The sequence below is a fragment of the Nitrospirillum iridis genome (genome assembly GCF_014205765.1).
Classification (GTDB): domain Bacteria; phylum Pseudomonadota; class Alphaproteobacteria; order Azospirillales; family Azospirillaceae; genus Nitrospirillum; species Nitrospirillum iridis.
Genome location: NZ_JACIIZ010000001.1, coordinates 136,990 through 153,274 on the forward strand (window position 1 = coordinate 136,990; position 16,285 = coordinate 153,274).

Consider the following 16,285-nt stretch of genomic DNA (forward strand, 5'->3'; position numbering starts at 1 on the left):
TCATGGCCGATAAGGTTGAATTCGAGCTGGTGTCGCCGGAAAAGCTGCTGGTTTCCCAGCCGGTGGACATGGTGGTCGTCCCGGGCACCGAAGGTTACCTGGGCGCCCTGCCGGGCCACGCCCCCCTGATCACCACGCTGAAGCCGGGCGTCATCGACATCTACCTCGACGGCATCACCACCATCAGCAACCGCATCTTCGTCGCCGGCGGCTTCGCCGAGGTGACGGAGACCCGCTGCACCGTGCTGGCGGAAGAGGCGATTGAGCTGTCGGCCCTGGACCGCGCGGCGGTCGAGCAGCAGGTGAAGGACCTGGCCGAGGATCTGGCGGACGCCGCTGGCGACGCGGACAAGCGCGCCGTCGAGGCCAAGCTGCTGGTGGCCCAGGCCAAGCTGGAGGCGCTGGGCGCCGGCGCGGCCGCGCACTAAGACCAGCTGAGAGCGAATCGCAAGGAAGAAAAGGGGGTTAGGACATCGTGCCTAGCCCCCTTTAACCTTCGGCGCGGCCCCCGCGCCTAAAAGCCAATTCCTTGATTTAGCACAATAGTTTCCGCCACTTAACGGGCGGGGATTTTGCCGGTCGGCGGCATCGTGCTAGCTTTGGCCTTGGTGCCGGGCTTGGCGGGTGTTACGGATTTGTGGCATACCGGCCGGTGGGGCATCATGGAAGGCCCGCCGGCTTTTTTGTTTGGGCGGGATCTTGAGGGGACCCAATCACCGCGGTGGGGCACGGCGGCGGCGTTGGGTTCGTATAATGGTCATCGGACGCCGGCGCGCCCATCGGACGGTGCCGGCCCTGGGGCATTAAGAACGGAACGCGCATGGCAGACGTCAACGGTACGGACTCTCGGACTGGTCACTGGACGGTTGCAGGCTTGCCCTGGGACAAGCTGGACCCGGCCAAGGTCAATCCCGACATTCTGAAGCTCATCAAGGCCGCCGCCCTGGTCGAGTACAACGGCGACAGCTACGCCGACTATCTGTGCAATGTGTTCGCCGACAATGCCGAATTCTGCCAGACCGCGCGCCAGTGGGCGGTGGAGGAGGTGCAGCACGGCGAGGCGCTTGGCGCCTGGGCGGAACGCGTCGACCCCAGCTGGAACTTCCAGGCGGCGGTGGCCCGCTTCCGCGAAGGCTACAAGATCAACATCGACGTCAGCCAGTCGGTGCGCGGTTCCCGCGCTGGCGAGCTGGTGGCCCGCTGCATCGTCGAGACCGGCACCAGCAGCTATTACACCGCCCTGGCCGACGCCACGGAAGAGCCGGTGCTGAAGCAGATCTGCCGCCATATCGCGGCCGACGAGTTCCGGCACTACAAGCTGTTCTACGACTATCTGGGCGAGTACCTGGTGAAGGAACGGCTGGGCAAATTCGGCCGCCTGCGTGTCTCGCTGTCGCGCATCAACGAGACGGAGGATGATGAGCTGTCCTTCGCCTACCACGCCGCCAACAACGGCGACGCCCCCTATCACCGCGAGACGGCGTTCGAGAATTACGTGCGCCGGGCCTACAGCTATTACCGGCCCCACCATCTGGACCGCATGGTCGCCATGGTGTTGAAGGCCAGTGGGCTGAAGCCCCAGGGCTGGCTGCACGACTTCGCCGCCCGCTACGCCTACAAGCGCATGAAAAAGAAGGCCGGCGAGCCGCTACCAGCCTGACGTCTCGCACAATCGCAAGCAAGAACGCCGCCCCGGTTGTCCAGGGCGGTGTTTTGTTTTTTGAATTGAAGCAGCGGGATCTCGTGCCGCTGTAGGATGCGACCGCATCCGCCGGACCTTTCCGGGGAACGAAGTGGACTGGAAAGGGAGGACAGCCAAGCGGCCGGATGGCCGCGCCCGGCGCCTGAGGGAAAAATCAAACAAGATGCCGGAAGGCCGCCACCACCTGCGCGTAGATATCCCGCTTGAAGGGGACGATCAGGTCCACCGTGCGCTCCAGCGGCACCCACTGCCAGGCGTCGAACTCCGGGTGCTCGGTCTCCAGGTTGATGTCGCTATCCTGGCCGGTATAGCGGCAGGCCAGCCATTTCTGCTTCTGGCCCCGGTACCTGCCCTTCCATACCTTGCCCAGCAGTTCCGGCGGCAGGTCATAGCGCAGCCACTCCGTCGTTTCCTCCAGCAGGGTGGCCTTGTTGGTGCCAATCTCCTCCATCAGTTCGCGCAGGCCCGCCTCCGCCGGGGTCTCCCCCTTGTCGATGCCGCCCTGGGGCATCTGCCAGGCGCCGGGCGTGTCCTGCCGCTGGCCGACGAAGACCAGGCCCTGGGCGTTCAGCAGGCAGATGCCGACGCAGGGGCGATAGGGCAGGGTGGTGGGGTCGACGGGTTTGGGGGACATGGGGGCCGGGCTCGTCAGCGGGGAAGATCGGCGGCAGCCTAAACGCAGGTCCGCGCGGGCGCCAGCGCCGTGCCCGAGTCGCGACCGTGAAAAATCGGCTTTCGGCCCCTGTCCTCGTCCAACGATTCGACCCAGGGGGGCGAACGCAAGGAACGGTCGCGGCGGAGGGCGCGCGCGAACGAGTCGGTGCGATTGCTGCGGTGCTTCCGACAGGAAATATGTCAGTATACATGACCTATTTCCGCGACTACGCTTCCTCGGGTTAGATGGTCGGGCAAGCCGGGAAACATCGGCGCCGGGCCCGTCGGAACCCTATTCCGGACGGCTCCGTTCCCTTCGCGTAGGATGTGCGGGAAGGGCGTTGACTGGGGCAGGTTCCACCGCGTGGGAGGATGCGTTATGTCGCTGGCCGCCGTTACCCTTGATGACAAGTACGTCCTGCGGGACGGCCGGGTCTATATGACCGGCACCCAGGCGCTGGTGCGCCTGCCCATGCTGATGCGTGACCGCGACCGCGCGGCGGGCCTGAACACCGCCGGCTTCATCTCGGGCTATCGCGGCTCCCCCCTGGGCGCGTACGACCAGGCGCTGTGGCAGGCGCGCAAGCATCTGGCCCGTCACGACATCCATTTCCAGCCGGGTGTGAATGAGGAACTGGGCGCCACCGCCGTCTGGGGCAGCCAGCAGGTCAACCTGTTCAAGGGCGCCAAGGTCGATGGCGTGTTCGGCATCTGGTACGGCAAGGGCCCGGGCGTCGACCGCTCGCTGGATGCGCTGAAGCACGCCAACTTCGCCGGGACCAGCCGCCATGGCGGCGTGCTGGCCATCGCCGGCGACGACCACGCCTCCAAATCCTCCACCCTGCCGCACCAGTCCGACCATGCCTTCATCCATGCCTTCATGCCGGTGATGAGCCCAGCCGGCGTGCAGGAGTTCCTGGATTACGGCCTGGTCGGCTGGGAGATGTCGCGCTATTCCGGCTGCTGGGTTGGGTTCACCGCCCTGGCCGACACCATCGACACCTCCGCCATCGTGCGCGTGCCGTCCGTTGTCAGCGACGTGGTGCTGCCCACCGATTTCGAGATGCCGCCGGGCCGGCTGAACATCCGCCTGCACGACACGCCGCTGATCCAGGAAGACCGCATGATCCAGTGGAAGCTGGACGCGGCGCGCGCCTTCGCCCGGGCCAACCGCCTGGACAAGGTGATCCTGGGCGCCGACAAGCCCCGCCTGGGCATCGTCACCGTGGGCAAGTCCTATCTGGACGTGCGCCAGGCCCTGGACGAGCTGGGCATCAGCGCCGAGATGGCGGCCGACCTGGGGATCGCCGTCTTCAAGGTCGCCATGACCTGGCCGTTGGAGCCCCACGGCATCCGCGCCTTCGCCGAGCGTGCTGAAGAGCTGCTGGTGGTGGAGGAGAAGCGCTCGCTGATCGAGGCGCAGCTGAAGGAGCAGCTGTACAATTGGGACCGCCGTCCCCGCATCCTGGGCAAGAGTGACGAGGATGGCCGGCCCCTGCTGTCGGAAAAGGCGGAGCTGTCGCCCACCACCATCGCCCTGGCGCTGGCCGGCCGCATGGCCAAGCTGGGCCTGATGGTCGACCGGGTGGCGGAACGGGTGCGGGCGCTGGAGGCCCAGCTGCGGCCGTCGGCCTCGGCCAGCACGGTGGTGCGGGCGCCCTTCTATTGCTCCGGCTGCCCGCACAACACCTCCACCCATCTGCCCGAGGGCAGCCGTGGCCTGGCCGGCATCGGCTGCCACTACATGGTGACTTGGATGGGCCGCAATACCGACGTCTTTAGCCAGATGGGCGGCGAGGGCGTGCACTGGATCGGCCAGGCGCCGTTCGCGGGGGAGGAGCATGTCTTCGCCAATTTGGGCGACGGCACCTACTTCCATTCCGGCATCCTGGCGGTGCGCGCCTCCGTGGCCGCCAAGGTCAACATCACCTACAAGATCCTCTACAACGACGCCGTCGCCATGACCGGCGGACAGAAGGTGGACGGCAGCCTGTCCGTGCACCAGATCGCCCGCCAGCTGGAGGCCGAAGGCGTCGAGCGCATCGTGGTGGTCAGCGACACGCCGGAGAATTATGGGCTGGGCCAGGGCCTGCCGCCCTTCACCACCATCGAGCACCGCGACGATTTGGACCGGGTGCAGCGCGAGCTGCGGGAGATCAAGGGCGTCAGCGTCCTGATCTATGAACAGACCTGCGCCGCCGAGAAGCGCCGCCGCCGCAAGCGCGGCACCTTTCCCGACCCGGCCAAGCGGGTGGTGGTGAACGAGCTGGTGTGCGAAGGCTGCGGCGATTGCTCCGCCAAGTCCTCCTGCCTGTCGGTGGTGCCGGTGGAGACGGAGTTCGGCCGCAAGCGCCAGATCGACCAGTCCAGCTGCAACAAGGATTTCTCCTGCCTCAAGGGATTCTGCCCCAGCTTCGTGACGGTGGAGGGTGGTAGCCTGCGCAAGCCCCAACGGGCCACGGGGCCGGCCGGTGGCAAGGCCGAGGGCATGGAGGCGCTGCCGGAACCGGCACGCCGCACGCTGGACCGTCCCTGGAACATCCTGGTGACCGGCGTGGGCGGCACCGGTGTCGTCACCATCGGCGCCCTGGTCGCCATGGCGGCCCACCTGGAAAGCCGAGGCTGCACCGTGCTGGACATGGCGGGCCTGGCGCAGAAGGGCGGGGCGGTCACCAGCCATCTGCGCATCGCCGAGCGGCCGGAGGACATCCACGCCACCCGCATCGCCGCCGGCGGCGCCGACGTGGTGCTGGGCTGCGACATCGTGGTGGCGGCCAACGCCGACGCCCTGACCAAGATGGCGAAGGGCCGCACCCGCGCCATCCTGAACACCCATGAGGCGGTCACCGCCGCCTTCGTAACCAACCCGGATTTCCAGATGCATGGGGCGTCCATGGTGGCGACGGTGGCCAAGGCCTGCGGCGCGGAGGCGGTGAACGCCGTCGATGCCACCCGCATCGCCACGGGCCTGCTGGGCGACAGCATCGCCACCAACCTGTTCATGCTGGGCTACGCCTATCAGCTGGGCCTGGTGCCGGTCAGCGGCGAGGCCATCGAGAAGGCCATCGAGATGAACGGCGCGGCGGTCAAGATGAACACCGACGCCTTCCGCTGGGGCCGCCGCGCCGCCCTGGACCAGGCGGCGGTGGAAAAGATCGCCACGCCCAAGGGTCCAGCCGCCGAGGCCCCGCACCGCCGCCTGTCGGAGACGCTGGACGAGGTGATCGCGCGCCGTGTCACCTTCCTCACCGGCTATCAGGACGCGGCCTATGCCGACACCTACCGCCAGGTGGTGGCGCGGGTGCGGAGCGTCGAGGCCGCCAAGGTTCCCGGTGCCGAGCAACTGACCGAGGCGGTGGCCCGCACCCTGTTCAAGCTGATGGCCTACAAGGATGAGTATGAGGTGGCGCGCCTCTATACCCAGAGCGGCTTCCTCGACCAGGTGCGCCAGCAGTTCCAGGGCGACTACAAGCTGGTCTTCCACCTGGCCCCGCCCACCACGGCCCACACCGACCCCGCCACGGGGGAGATGCGCAAGCGCGCCTTCGGGCCGTGGATGCTGACCGCCTTCCGCGTCCTGGCGCGGCTGAAGGGCCTGCGCGGCACGGCCTTCGACATCTTCGGCCGCACGGCCGAGCGGCGCCTGGAACGCCAGCTGATCAATGATTTCCGCGCCACGGTGGACGAACTGCTGGCCGGCCTGACCGAGGATAAGCACGCGTTGGCGGTGGAGATCGCGGAGCTGCCGCAGAAAATCCGCGGCTACGGCCACGTCAAGGACCGCGCCTATGCCGAGGTGAAGGCCAAGGAAGAGGCCCGGCTGCGCGACTGGCGGACCCCCGGCGCACCGGGGCGTTCCTCCCCGCTGGCGGCGGAGTAGGCGAAACGGCGGCCCGCGACAAATCCCTGTCGCGGGCCGCCGCTCGGGGTCTATGGTTGGCGCCTTTCTCAAGGCCGCCGTTGTCAGGGGCGCCTTTATCACGGACAGAGGATGTGATGGACAGCAAGGTCGGCGCGGAAGCGGTCACCCTGAATGATGTGCGGGCGGCGGCCCTGGCGATCAGCGGCCAGGTGATCGACACCCCCTGCATTCCGTCACGCACCCTGTCGCGCATCGCCGGCTGTGAAATCTGGGTGAAGTTCGAGAACCTGCAGTTCACCGCCAGTTTCAAGGAGCGCGGCGCGTTGAACCGCCTCCTGTCCCTGACGGAGGAGGAGCGGCGACGCGGCGTCATCGCCATGTCGGCCGGCAACCACGCCCAGGGTGTGGCCTTTCACGCCGGGCGGCTGGGCATCCCCGCCACCATCGTGATGCCCGAGGGCACCCCCTTCATCAAGGTCGAGCATACGGAGAATTTCGGCGCAAAGGTGGTGCTGAAGGGGGCGGTTCTGGCGGAAGCGGCGGCGGAGGCCGAGCGGCTGCAGCGGGAACACGGCTACGTCTTCGTCCATCCCTATGATGATCCGCTGGTCATCGCCGGCCAGGGCACCGTGGCGCTGGAGATGCTGAACGCCGCACCCGACCTGGACGTGCTGCTGATACCGGTGGGCGGCGGTGGCCTCATCTCCGGCATGGCGGTGGCGGCCAAGGCGCGCAAGCCCGATATCGAGGTCATCGGTGTGGAGGTCACGGCCTACCCGCCCATGTACCAGGCGCTGAAGGGCCTGCCGCTCAGCGTGGGCGGTGACACCATCGCCGAGGGCATCGCCGTCAAGAACGTGGGCGTCACCACGCTGGAGATCGTCCGCCGACACGTCGACGACATCATCCTCGTGGAGGATTGGGAGGTGGAGCGGGCGGTCGCCCTGTTCCTCAACATCGAGAAGACGGTGTCCGAAGGCGCTGGCGCGGCGGGACTGGCCGCCGCCCTGAAGCATCCGGAGCGCTTCGCCGGGCGCAAGGTCGGGCTGGTGCTGTCGGGCGGCAACATCGACAGCCGCGTGCTGGCCAGCGTCATCCTGCGCCAGCTGGTGCGCGAAGGCCGCATCGTCACCCTGCGCGTGGTCATCCCCGACCGGCCGGGCGCGCTCGGCCGCATCACCACCCTGATCGGCGAGGCCGGCGGCAACATCATCGAGGCCGTGCACCAGCGCCTGTTCAGCACCGCCAACGTCAAGGCCACCGACATCGACATCACCGTCGAATGCCGCTCCGCCAACCATGCCGGCCGGGTGGTGGAGGCGCTTCGGGGTAACGGATTCCAGGTCAAGTCGCTGAACGGGGACTAAACGTGTCCAGCCGGTGATGGGGGGCGAAAAGTCACCGCCGCTGGCGGGTGATCTCGATGCCGGCGGACCCGGCGTCGGGGAAGACGTCCAGCTTTTCCACCCGCACGGTGACGCTGTGCACCCGGGCGTCGGCCAGCAGGCGCTGGGCCACCGTTTCGGCGAAGGTTTCCACCAGGTTCAGATGGCCCTGGGCGGCCAGTTCGCGGACGATGGTCACGCCGTCCTCGTAGGACACCACGTCGGCGATGTCATCGCGGCGCGATCCCAATCGATCCGCCACCATCATGTCCAGGTTGACGCGCAGGCGCTGGGCCTGGCGCTTCTCATGGTCATAGATGCCGATGGTGGCCATGACCACGAGGTCGCGCACGAAGATGCGGGCCAGGGCCGGGGCAACGGTCTGAACGGGCGCGGCCTTGGCGGCCGTTCCCATGCCGTGCATCCCGGTCACTTGGGAGAAGAGCTTGTTCATGGGCGGCTCCTCTACCATCCCGGCCCGCCGCCGGGAAGGGGCCCTCAGTGCATCTCGGCGATGACGCGCTGGCGCAGCATGTCGATGGGGGCGAGCTGTCCGCCCTCGACATAGTGCCAGAAGGTCCAGCCGTTGCAGGCCGGCAGGCCCTGCATGGCGGCACCCACCTTATGGATGGAGCCGTTGTGTTCCCCCAGATGGTTGGCGCCCACCAGGGTGCCGTCGGCCTTGATGCGGGCGCTGTGGCGGCGGCGGGTGTCGTACAGGGTGGTGCCGGGCTGCAGCAGGCCGCGCTCCACCAGCCAGCCGAAGGGCACGCGCGGCTGGCTGCGCTTGGTCGGCGGCTCCAGCAATTCGGCCTCGGCCGCGGGCTCGACCTGGCCGATGCGTGACAGGGCCACCTCGGCGTAGGTCTTCTCCCGCTCGATGCCGATCCAGTTGCGGCGCAGGCGCTTGGCCACCGCGCCGGTGGTCCCGGTGCCGAAGAACGGGTCCAGCACGGTGTCGCCCACGCGGGTGGAGCTGGACAGCACGCGGTACAGCAGGGCCTCCGGCTTCTGGGTCGGGTGGGCCTTGTTGCCGTCGGCGTCGCGCAGCCGCTCCGATCCCGTGCACAGCGGGAACAGCCAGTCGCTGCGCATCTGCAGCTCCTCATTCAGGTTCTTCATTGCCTCATAGGCGAAGAAGTACTTGGCGTCCTGCGACTTGGCCGCCCAGATCATGGTCTCGTGCGCGTTGGTGAAGCGCTTGCCCCGGAAGTTGGGCATGGGGTTGGTCTTGCGCCAGATGATGTCGTTCAGGATCCAGTAGCCCAGGTCCTGCAGGATGGCGCCCACACGGAAGATGTTGTGATAGCTGCCGATGACCCACAGCGTGCCGTCATCCTTCAGCGCGTGGCGGGCGGCACCCAGCCAGTCGCGGGTGAAGCGGTCGTAGGTGGCGAAGTCGGCGAAGCGGTCCCATTCCTCATCCACCCCGTCGACGCGGGTGTGGTTGGGGCGCATCAGGTCGCCCGACAGCTGCAGGTTATAGGGCGGGTCGGCGAACACCATGTCGACCGATCCGGCCGGCAGATCCCGCATCAGGGAAACGCAGTCGCCCACAAGTATCCGGTTGGCGGGCGCGGCCTCGCGCACCTTGGATTTGGTCTTGGAGTCAGTACGGGTTTCCGGGGTCTTCAACATGGGGAGTATTTCGCCGAATCGGTTGGTGATTTCGGCCGACAATGAGTCGGCCCCGAGTCGCCGTCAATGTATATTTTTTGTCAAGAGTCAGTAGAGTCAAAGGTTTAGGGCGAGTTGTTCTGAAATTGGAGCAAATGTACGGCGGTGGACGGGCGTGACCCCCAACATCTTGATTGCGTCACGATGTTCAGCCGTTCCGTAACCGGCGTTGCGCTCCCACCCGTAACCGGGGTGCGAGAGGGCCAAATCGGCCATCAGACGGTCGCGGGTGACCTTGGCGATGATCGACGCGGCGGCGATGGAAAGGCTCAGCGCGTCACCGCTGACCAGAGTGGTGATGCGGCAGGACAGGCCCGCCGGTCGTTGGTTGCCGTCCACCAGGGCCGTCGCCGGCGCGGGGCCGCCGTCGGCGGTCAGGGCGGCCACCGCCCGGCTCATGGCCAGGAAGGTCGCCTGCAGGATGTTGACGGTGTCGATCTCCTCCACGTCGCTGATGCCGACCCCCACCCGCGCATGGGCGCGAATGGCGTCGAACAGGGCCTCGCGGGCGGCGGGCGTCAGCTTCTTGCTGTCATTGATGCCCCCGCACCAGGGCGGCGGCTCCTGGCAAACGGGCAGGATGACGGCGGCGGCCACGACCGGGCCGGCCAGCGGGCCGCGGCCCGCCTCGTCCACGCCACACACCAGGCTGTCGTGCCCGTGGCCGGCGTCCAGTTCCGGTCGCAGCGTCGGCGGCCCCAGGCGAAGATTGATGTTGGAGGCGGAGATTCCGGGAACGGACTTACGAGGGCGCGGCATCGGTCACAGCTTACATGGGGGGAAGGGGGCCATGATGGCGATCGTCCCCTCGCGCCGCAAGATCGGGGGTGGGCAGGAGGACATCGCTTGAGGCAGATCATTTTGCCACCGACGCATCGGGCGCAGCATGCGTCCGTCTCATCACCCGCCCGGCAGGCCCGTCCCATGCGTCCCGATCTTGTCGCCAAGTACCGCAACCAGCGCGTCCCCCGCTACACCAGCTATCCACCCTCACCGCAGTTCAGCGCCGCGGTGACCGCCGGGGACTATCGCCGCTGGCTGGGGCAACTGACGGCCGCCGACACCCTGTCCCTGTATCTGCACGTCCCCTTCTGTCGCAGCATGTGCTGGTACTGCGGCTGCCACACCACCGTGGTGACGCATGAGGCCCCCATCCGCCGCTACCAGGCGGCGCTGGAGGCGGAGATCGACGCGGTGGCCGGCGCGCTGGTTCCGGACTCTACGCTGTCTAGGGGCGGCGGCCTGCCCCCCGTCACCCATATCCATTTCGGGGGCGGCACGCCCACCCTGTTGCCACCCGACGCCTTCCTCTCGTTGATGGACCGTCTGGCCCGCCGCTTCGGCCGGCCGGCCGCCACGGCCGAGATCGCGGTGGAGATCGACCCGCGCACGCTGACCCCGGCCATGGCCGCCGCTCTCGGTCAGGGCGGCGTCACCCGCGCCAGCCTGGGCGTGCAAAGCTTTGACGACCGGGTGCAGCGCGCCATCAACCGGGTCCAGCCCTATGCCGCCACGGCCGAGGCGGTCGCCCGTCTACGCCAATCCGGCATCGGCGGCATCAACCTGGACCTGATCTACGGCCTGCCCCACCAGACGGTCGACAGCTGTGTTCAATCCGTGACCCAGGCGCTGCAACTGGCCCCGGACCGGCTCAGCGTCTTCGGCTATGCCCACATGCCGTCGCTGAAGGCCCACCAGGGTCGTATCGAGGCCGCCGCGCTGCCCGGCGCCGCCGAACGGACCGAGCAGGCCGCCGCCATGGCGGCGGCGCTGGAGGCGGCGGGCTATGTCGCCATCGGGCTGGATCATTACGCCCGGGCCGACGACGTCATGGCGCTGGCCTACAACGCCGGCCGGCTGAAACGCAATTTCCAGGGCTACACCGTGGACACGGCCACGGCGCTGCTGGGCTTCGGGGCCTCGGCCATCGGGCGCACCCGCGGCGGCTATATCCAGAACCAGGTGGCCGTCCCCGCCTATCTCAAGGCCTGGGAAGATGGCGGGGAGGGGTGGGCCGTGGCCAAGGGCCTGGCGCTGTCCGACGACGACAGGTTGCGCGCCGACATCATCGAGCAACTGATGTGCTGCTTCTCCGTTGATCTTGAAGAAACCTGCCGCCGGCATGGCCGTCCGCTGGCTGAAATCCTGACCCCTGCGACGGAGCGCGCCTTGGCCGCGCTGTCCAGTGATGATATGATCATCTGTGACAAAACCAGGGTCGAGGTGCGGGAGGAGGCCCGGCCCCTGGTCCGTAGTGTCGCGGTTCTGTTCGATGCCTATTTCGATCCGGGCTCCGGGCGCCACAGCTATGCCGTGTAGATTTTTTTCAGAAGTTTTCAAGATGGGGCGGTTTGACGCGCCCGCGAAACGCCCGCTGTTTCCTGCCTGCTTTCACAAACGGCCTTAGAAGACTGAAAAAAAACAGTCCCCCTGGTTAACGGAGGAAAGCCCCACGCCGCTGCTGCAGCGCAGCAAAATGGCGATAGTGCCCCGCGAAAGTTGCATGAAATTACGAAGGCCGGCCGGTTTATGACAGGCAGTGACCGAGAGAGTCATTTCCTGCATAGCTGCCGCTTGCGTGCGTCTTAGAAATCGGGCATACGAAAACCAACAAGGCTCGACTGTGTAGGTCGACAATGATCGCGAGCGGTGTTCAGGTCCGTCAAAAAAACGGGCTGCGGTGCTTGGGGGCGGTGTCCATCAGGTTATGAAATAACCGAATGGATGCCACGGGCGCCGGATACTGCTTCGCACATGAAATTGGAGGCAGATGTGGGAAGGTCGATGTTACGCGACCCCAGGGTTGCTGAGCGATGTCCAGGCGAACCTCAGGTTCCGGATGTCGTGGATTGCCCCCGCGCCGTCTCCCGTAAATCCCTTCCGCTCGGATACGCCCAGGCGTTTTCCGATGCGGTGTCTTCCTTCGTGATGTGACCGCAGGAAAATGCCTTACACCGCAAAACAATCGTCAAACAGCCGGTTGATCGGGCTGGCCGCCACGGTCCTGATCCAGGCCGGTATCGTCTACGCGCTCTTCACCGGCCTTGCGAACAAGGTCGTGGAGGTGGTCAAGGGTCCTGTGGAGACCAAGATCATCGAAGAGATCAAGCCGGACACGCCGCCGCCGCCGCCGCCGCCGCCGCCGCCGCATGTTGATATCCAGCCGCCGCCCTTTGTGCCGCCGGTGGAAATCAACATCGAGAATCCGCCGCCGCCCGTGGTCGCCCAGACGACGTCCACGAAGCCGCCGGTGGTGATCCCCCCGACCGCTCCGGTTGCCCCGCAGGCCCCGCCCGCCCCGGCGTCCAGCCCGGTGAAGCTCGACCCGGCCAGTTTCAGCCGCTATCAGCCGGAATACCCGTCGGCGTCGTCGCGCCTGGGTGAAGAGGGTCGTGTCGTGTTCGTGGTCTACTGCGACTCCAACGGCAAGGTCACCGATGCCAAGGTTGTCGAGGGCAGCGGTCATGATCGCCTCGACGAGGCTGTGGTTCGTCAGGCCCAGCGTGGCGTGTGGAAGTGCACCGCCGAGACGCAGGACGGCAAGGCCCTGGCGACCTGGTCGTCCACCAAGATGGCCTACCGGTTCCAGCTCAAGGACGCGCGTTAATAGAGTTTAAGAAAACCGGGGCCTCTTAGACGCTGCTGCGCGAGGGTTCCTCATCCCATCAACCCAAATGTGTTGGAATTGTCATGAGCATTAGGGAGCGTTTCAAGTCGACCGCCGGTTCCATGGTGCGTTTCGCCATGGTTGCCCTGGTCGTCGGTACCTTCGCCTCGGTCGCGGTCGCCCAGACCACGACCCCGTCCACCGACAGCGCCGCTCCGGCCGCCGCCGCCCCGGCCGCTGACACGGCCGCCCCGGCCCCGGCTGCCGGCAGCGAAGTCGCCGCTCCGGTTGCCGCCACCGAGACCGTCGAGAACCCCTACGGCCTGAGCGCCCTGTGGAAGGGTGGTGACTTCGTCGCCCGTGGCGTCCTGATCATCATGGCCATCATGATGACCGGCACCTGGTACATCATCATCACCAAGCTGATCGAGCAGAGCCTGCTGCTGCGCTCCGCCAGCCAGGCCGACAAGTCCTTCTGGACCGCCCCGTCGCTGGCCGATGGCGCCTCCAAGCTGAACAAGAGCAGCGTGTTCCGCATGCTGGTCGAAGACGGCCTGCGCGCCACCGAGCACCATGAAGGCACCCTGGTCGACCAGATCGACCTGCACACCTGGGTGACCATGCAGCTGCAGCGCTCGGTTGACAGCATCAGCAACCGTATGAAGTCCGGCCTGGCCTTCCTGGCCACCGTGGGCTCGACCGGTCCGTTCGTCGGTCTGTTCGGTACGGTGTGGGGTATCTATCACGCCCTGACCGCCATCGGCATCGCCGGTCAGGCCTCGATCGACAAGGTCGCCGGCCCCGTCGGTGAAGCCCTGATCATGACCGCCATCGGTCTGATGGTCGCCGTTCCCGCCGTGCTGGGTTACAACTGGCTGCTGAGCCGCAACAAGACCGCCATGGATCGCGTCCGCAACTTCTCCGCCGACCTGCACGCCCTGCTGGTCAGCGGTGGTCGTCTCGGCGCCGGCAAGTCCGCTCGGAGCGCCTAAGCCATGGGGATGAACGTCGGGCCTGCCGGCGACGGTGATGATGATGGCGAGGTCGTATCGGCGATCAATACGACCCCCCTCGTCGACATCATGCTGGTGTTGCTGATCATCTTCCTGATCACGGTTCCCGTCGTCACCCACACGGTGCCGGTGGATCTGCCGAGGGAGAAGAATCAGCCCACGAAGACGAAGCCGGAAAACATCATCATCGCGGTCAATCGGGATGGCGACATTTTCTGGAACGAGGCCAAGATGCCGGACTACACCGCGCTGCTTGAAAAGCTCAAGACGCGCGCCGTGGAACAGCCCCAGCCGGAAGTCCACATCCGTGGCGACCGTAACGCCCGCTACGAATATGTGGGCCGGGTGGTCGTCGCGGCCCAGCGTGCCGGCATCGTGAAGATCGGCTTCATCACCGAGCCGCCGGCGGGCGTCGCCGCCGCGCAATGACGGTCCGCCGGTAAGGAGTTAGAGCCATGGCTATGAACGTTGGCGGAGGTGGTGAAGACGAAGCCATGATGGACATCAACACCACGCCGCTTATCGACGTGATGTTGGTGCTGATCATCATGCTGATCATCACCATTCCGATCCAGACCCACGCGGTGAAGCTGGACATGCCGGTGGGAAATCCCCCGCCGCCGAACGGCCCGCCGCCTGAGGTGATCAACATTATGGTGGACTTCGATAACACCGTTCAGTGGAACGGCGTTACGATCCCTGACCGCCAGACCCTGGAGCTGCATCTGCGCGATGCCGCGGCCAAGGTTCCCCAGCCCGAGGTTCATCTGTGGCCGAACAAGCTGGCCAAATATGACACCGTCGCGATGGTCATGGCCGAGGCTCAGCGCCTGGGTGTGACCAAGCTGGGCCTGGTGGGTGCGGAACAGTTCATGGATTAAGTCCGTGCACGCGGCGGCCTCGTCACCAAGCTGGTCTTGGGAAGCGGGGCCGCCGCTTCTGTTTTCAGAGACCCTCCCGTGATCTTTTGGGGACGGAGGGTCTGTTCGGGGCGCCTGTCCCGATTTCACCCCAAACGCCGGTTAGACGTCTTCAAACGAGGGGCCGCTCGTCGGTCCAGCCCCTTCCACAAAGCAGGTAGAGTCCTCGGAATGATCGCCAAGCACTTCCTTCGTGCCGCACTCCTCGCCTCGGCGCTCACCATGGGCGGCGCCGTTGTTGTCAGCGCGCCCACGCCGGCCAACGCCGCCGAAGCCAAGAAGTTCAGCCCGGAAGTCGGCAACGCGCTGAAGGCGGCCCAAGAGGCGCTGAAGGCCGGCAAGTACAAGGACGCCCTGGACAAGATCGACGAGGCGGAGAAGAAGAGCGGCAAGTCCGCCTTTGAGACCTGCACCATCGAGACCCTGCGTGGTTCCGCCTACAGCGGCCTGCGGGATTCGGGCAACTTGGCCAAGGCTTTGGAAGCGACCCTCTCCAGCTGCCAGCTGCCGGACGGCGAAGTGGTGAAGCGCGATCAGATGATCGCCGAATCCTACTTCACCGCGAAGAACTATCCGAAGTTCTCCGCCGCCGCCGACAAGTACTACAAGGACGGCGGGACCGACCAGAAGCTGAAAGAGCTCTCGGTCCAGATCTACATGGATCAGAAGGACTACGCGAACGCCGCCAAGGCCGCGCGCGCCATGATCCAGGCCCAGGGCGGCAAGCCGTCCAAGACGCTGCTGCAGACGGTGGCCAACGCCGAATATAATATGGACCACAAGCCGGCCTTCACCGAGGCGATGGAACGTCTGCTGGTCTACTACCCCGACGCGGACAGCTGGGATGGCGTGATCCGGGCCGTGCAGAAGCTGCCTGGCTTCAACTCCAACCGCCTGCAGATCGACGTGTTGCGCCTGCAGATCGCCACCGGTGTCGCCAAGGAAGCCGGCCCTTACCTGGAATTCTCGCAGCTGGCGATGAGCGATGGTCTGGGCGCCGAGGCCAAGGCCGCCATGGACAAGGGCTTCAAGGCCGGCATCCTGGGCAAGGCCCAGGGCGACCGTGAGAAGCGCCTGGCCGACATGGCCGGCAAGCAGGTCGAGGACGATCAGCGCAAGCTGCCGGATGACGAGAAGGAAGCGGCCGCCCAGCCGGACGGCAAGCAGCTGGTTCGCATCGGCACGCAGTACCTGGCCCTGGGCAACACCGCCAAGGCGATCGACATCATTCAGGCTGGCATCAAGAAGGACCAGCTGAAGTATCCGGAAGAGGCCAAGCTGCGGCTGGTCCAGGCTTACCTGGCCGCCGGCCAGAAGCCCAAGGCCCTGGAAATCGCGAAGAGCATCAAGGGCACCGACGGCACCGCCGACGTCGCCCGTCTTTACCTGATCCAGGCGGGCGTCAACCCGTTCGCGTGATCGTTGCGGCGCCTCGGCGCCGGTACGGAAATGGCGAAGGCCGGTC

Annotated in this window: 14 protein-coding genes; 10 read left to right on the forward strand and 4 right to left on the reverse strand. The window is 66.4% G+C overall.

Going from position 1 to position 16,285, the window contains the following annotated elements:
- Positions 1–2 precede the first annotated feature (2 nt).
- A complete protein-coding gene (locus FHS74_RS00575; protein ID WP_184796451.1) occupies positions 3–428 on the forward strand; it encodes a F0F1 ATP synthase subunit epsilon in 426 nt (141 codons plus the stop codon).
- Between the two features lie 446 nt (positions 429–874).
- Positions 875–1,660 (forward strand): acyl-ACP desaturase, encoded by a 786-nt coding sequence (locus FHS74_RS00580; protein ID WP_184796452.1) that lies wholly within the window; start codon positions 875–877, stop codon positions 1,658–1,660.
- A 196-nt stretch (positions 1,661–1,856) separates the two neighbouring features.
- Here the strand turns inward: FHS74_RS00580 and FHS74_RS00585 are convergent, their stop codons facing one another.
- A complete protein-coding gene (locus FHS74_RS00585; protein WP_184796454.1) occupies positions 1,857–2,336 on the reverse strand; it encodes an RNA pyrophosphohydrolase in 480 nt (159 codons plus the stop codon).
- A 399-nt stretch (positions 2,337–2,735) separates the two neighbouring features.
- Here FHS74_RS00585 and FHS74_RS00590 point away from each other — a divergent pair, with 399 nt between their 5' ends.
- Both FHS74_RS00590 and FHS74_RS00595 read left to right on the forward strand, forming a co-directional pair.
- A complete protein-coding gene (locus tag FHS74_RS00590; RefSeq protein ID WP_184796456.1) occupies positions 2,736–6,236 on the forward strand; it encodes an indolepyruvate ferredoxin oxidoreductase family protein in 3,501 nt (1,166 codons plus the stop codon).
- A gap of 116 nt (positions 6,237–6,352) precedes the next feature.
- Complete coding sequence (locus tag FHS74_RS00595; RefSeq protein WP_184796458.1) at positions 6,353–7,585, forward strand: threonine ammonia-lyase; 1,233 nt, start codon at positions 6,353–6,355, stop codon at positions 7,583–7,585.
- 31 nt (positions 7,586–7,616) lie between these two features.
- Here FHS74_RS00595 and folB read toward each other — a convergent pair whose 3' ends face one another.
- From folB to FHS74_RS00610, 3 genes are all read right to left on the reverse strand, one after another.
- Positions 7,617–8,057 carry a dihydroneopterin aldolase gene (gene folB / locus FHS74_RS00600; RefSeq protein ID WP_246462837.1) on the reverse strand — a complete coding sequence of 147 codons (441 nt, stop codon included), beginning with the start codon at positions 8,055–8,057 and terminating at the stop codon, positions 7,617–7,619.
- A 44-nt stretch (positions 8,058–8,101) separates the two neighbouring features.
- On the reverse strand, positions 8,102–9,139 hold the full coding sequence (locus FHS74_RS00605) for a site-specific DNA-methyltransferase (protein WP_246462871.1): 1,038 nt from the start codon (positions 9,137–9,139) through the stop codon (positions 8,102–8,104).
- Positions 9,140–9,337: 198 nt separating this feature from the next.
- Positions 9,338–10,039 (reverse strand): ribonuclease HII, encoded by a 702-nt coding sequence (locus FHS74_RS00610; RefSeq protein WP_184796462.1) that lies wholly within the window; start codon positions 10,037–10,039, stop codon positions 9,338–9,340.
- Positions 10,040–10,126: 87 nt separating this feature from the next.
- Between FHS74_RS00610 and hemN the strand changes: the two genes are divergently transcribed.
- From hemN to FHS74_RS00640, 6 genes are all read left to right on the forward strand, one after another.
- Entirely contained in the window at positions 10,127–11,599 is a 1,473-nt protein-coding gene (hemN, locus tag FHS74_RS00615) for an oxygen-independent coproporphyrinogen III oxidase (RefSeq protein ID WP_246462838.1), read from the forward strand.
- A 625-nt stretch (positions 11,600–12,224) separates the two neighbouring features.
- Entirely contained in the window at positions 12,225–12,887 is a 663-nt protein-coding gene (locus tag FHS74_RS00620) for an energy transducer TonB (protein ID WP_184796465.1), read from the forward strand.
- Between the two features lie 83 nt (positions 12,888–12,970).
- Positions 12,971–13,879, forward strand: a complete 909-nt coding sequence (locus FHS74_RS00625; protein WP_246462839.1) for a MotA/TolQ/ExbB proton channel family protein — start codon at positions 12,971–12,973, stop codon at positions 13,877–13,879.
- A 3-nt stretch (positions 13,880–13,882) separates the two neighbouring features.
- Complete coding sequence (locus FHS74_RS00630; protein ID WP_184796467.1) at positions 13,883–14,329, forward strand: ExbD/TolR family protein; 447 nt, start codon at positions 13,883–13,885, stop codon at positions 14,327–14,329.
- 68 nt (positions 14,330–14,397) lie between these two features.
- Positions 14,398–14,781: an ExbD/TolR family protein gene (locus tag FHS74_RS00635; RefSeq protein ID WP_425491242.1), complete on the forward strand. Its 384-nt coding sequence runs from the start codon at positions 14,398–14,400 to the stop codon at positions 14,779–14,781.
- Positions 14,782–14,991: 210 nt separating this feature from the next.
- Positions 14,992–16,239, forward strand: a complete 1,248-nt coding sequence (locus FHS74_RS00640; protein ID WP_184796470.1) for a hypothetical protein — start codon at positions 14,992–14,994, stop codon at positions 16,237–16,239.
- Positions 16,240–16,285: the final 46 nt, after the last annotated feature.

Coding starts and splice junctions, on each gene's coding strand:
- FHS74_RS00620 (WP_184796465.1), top strand. CDS start 12,225: ATGCCTTACACCGCAAAACAATCGTCAAACAGCCGGTTGATCGGGCTG.
- FHS74_RS00625 (WP_246462839.1), top strand. CDS start 12,971: ATGAGCATTAGGGAGCGTTTCAAGTCGACCGCCGGTTCCATGGTGCGT.
- FHS74_RS00635 (WP_425491242.1), top strand. CDS start 14,398: ATGGACATCAACACCACGCCGCTTATCGACGTGATGTTGGTGCTGATC.
- FHS74_RS00630 (WP_184796467.1), top strand. CDS start 13,883: ATGGGGATGAACGTCGGGCCTGCCGGCGACGGTGATGATGATGGCGAG.
- FHS74_RS00595 (WP_184796458.1), top strand. CDS start 6,353: ATGGACAGCAAGGTCGGCGCGGAAGCGGTCACCCTGAATGATGTGCGG.
- FHS74_RS00590 (WP_184796456.1), top strand. CDS start 2,736: ATGTCGCTGGCCGCCGTTACCCTTGATGACAAGTACGTCCTGCGGGAC.
- FHS74_RS00605 (WP_246462871.1), bottom strand. CDS start 9,139: ATGCGGGATCTGCCGGCCGGATCGGTCGACATGGTGTTCGCCGACCCG.
- FHS74_RS00640 (WP_184796470.1), top strand. CDS start 14,992: ATGATCGCCAAGCACTTCCTTCGTGCCGCACTCCTCGCCTCGGCGCTC.
- FHS74_RS00575 (WP_184796451.1), top strand. CDS start 3: ATGGCCGATAAGGTTGAATTCGAGCTGGTGTCGCCGGAAAAGCTGCTG.
- FHS74_RS00610 (WP_184796462.1), bottom strand. CDS start 10,039: ATGCCGCGCCCTCGTAAGTCCGTTCCCGGAATCTCCGCCTCCAACATC.
- FHS74_RS00585 (WP_184796454.1), bottom strand. CDS start 2,336: ATGTCCCCCAAACCCGTCGACCCCACCACCCTGCCCTATCGCCCCTGC.
- folB (WP_246462837.1), bottom strand. CDS start 8,057: ATGAACAAGCTCTTCTCCCAAGTGACCGGGATGCACGGCATGGGAACG.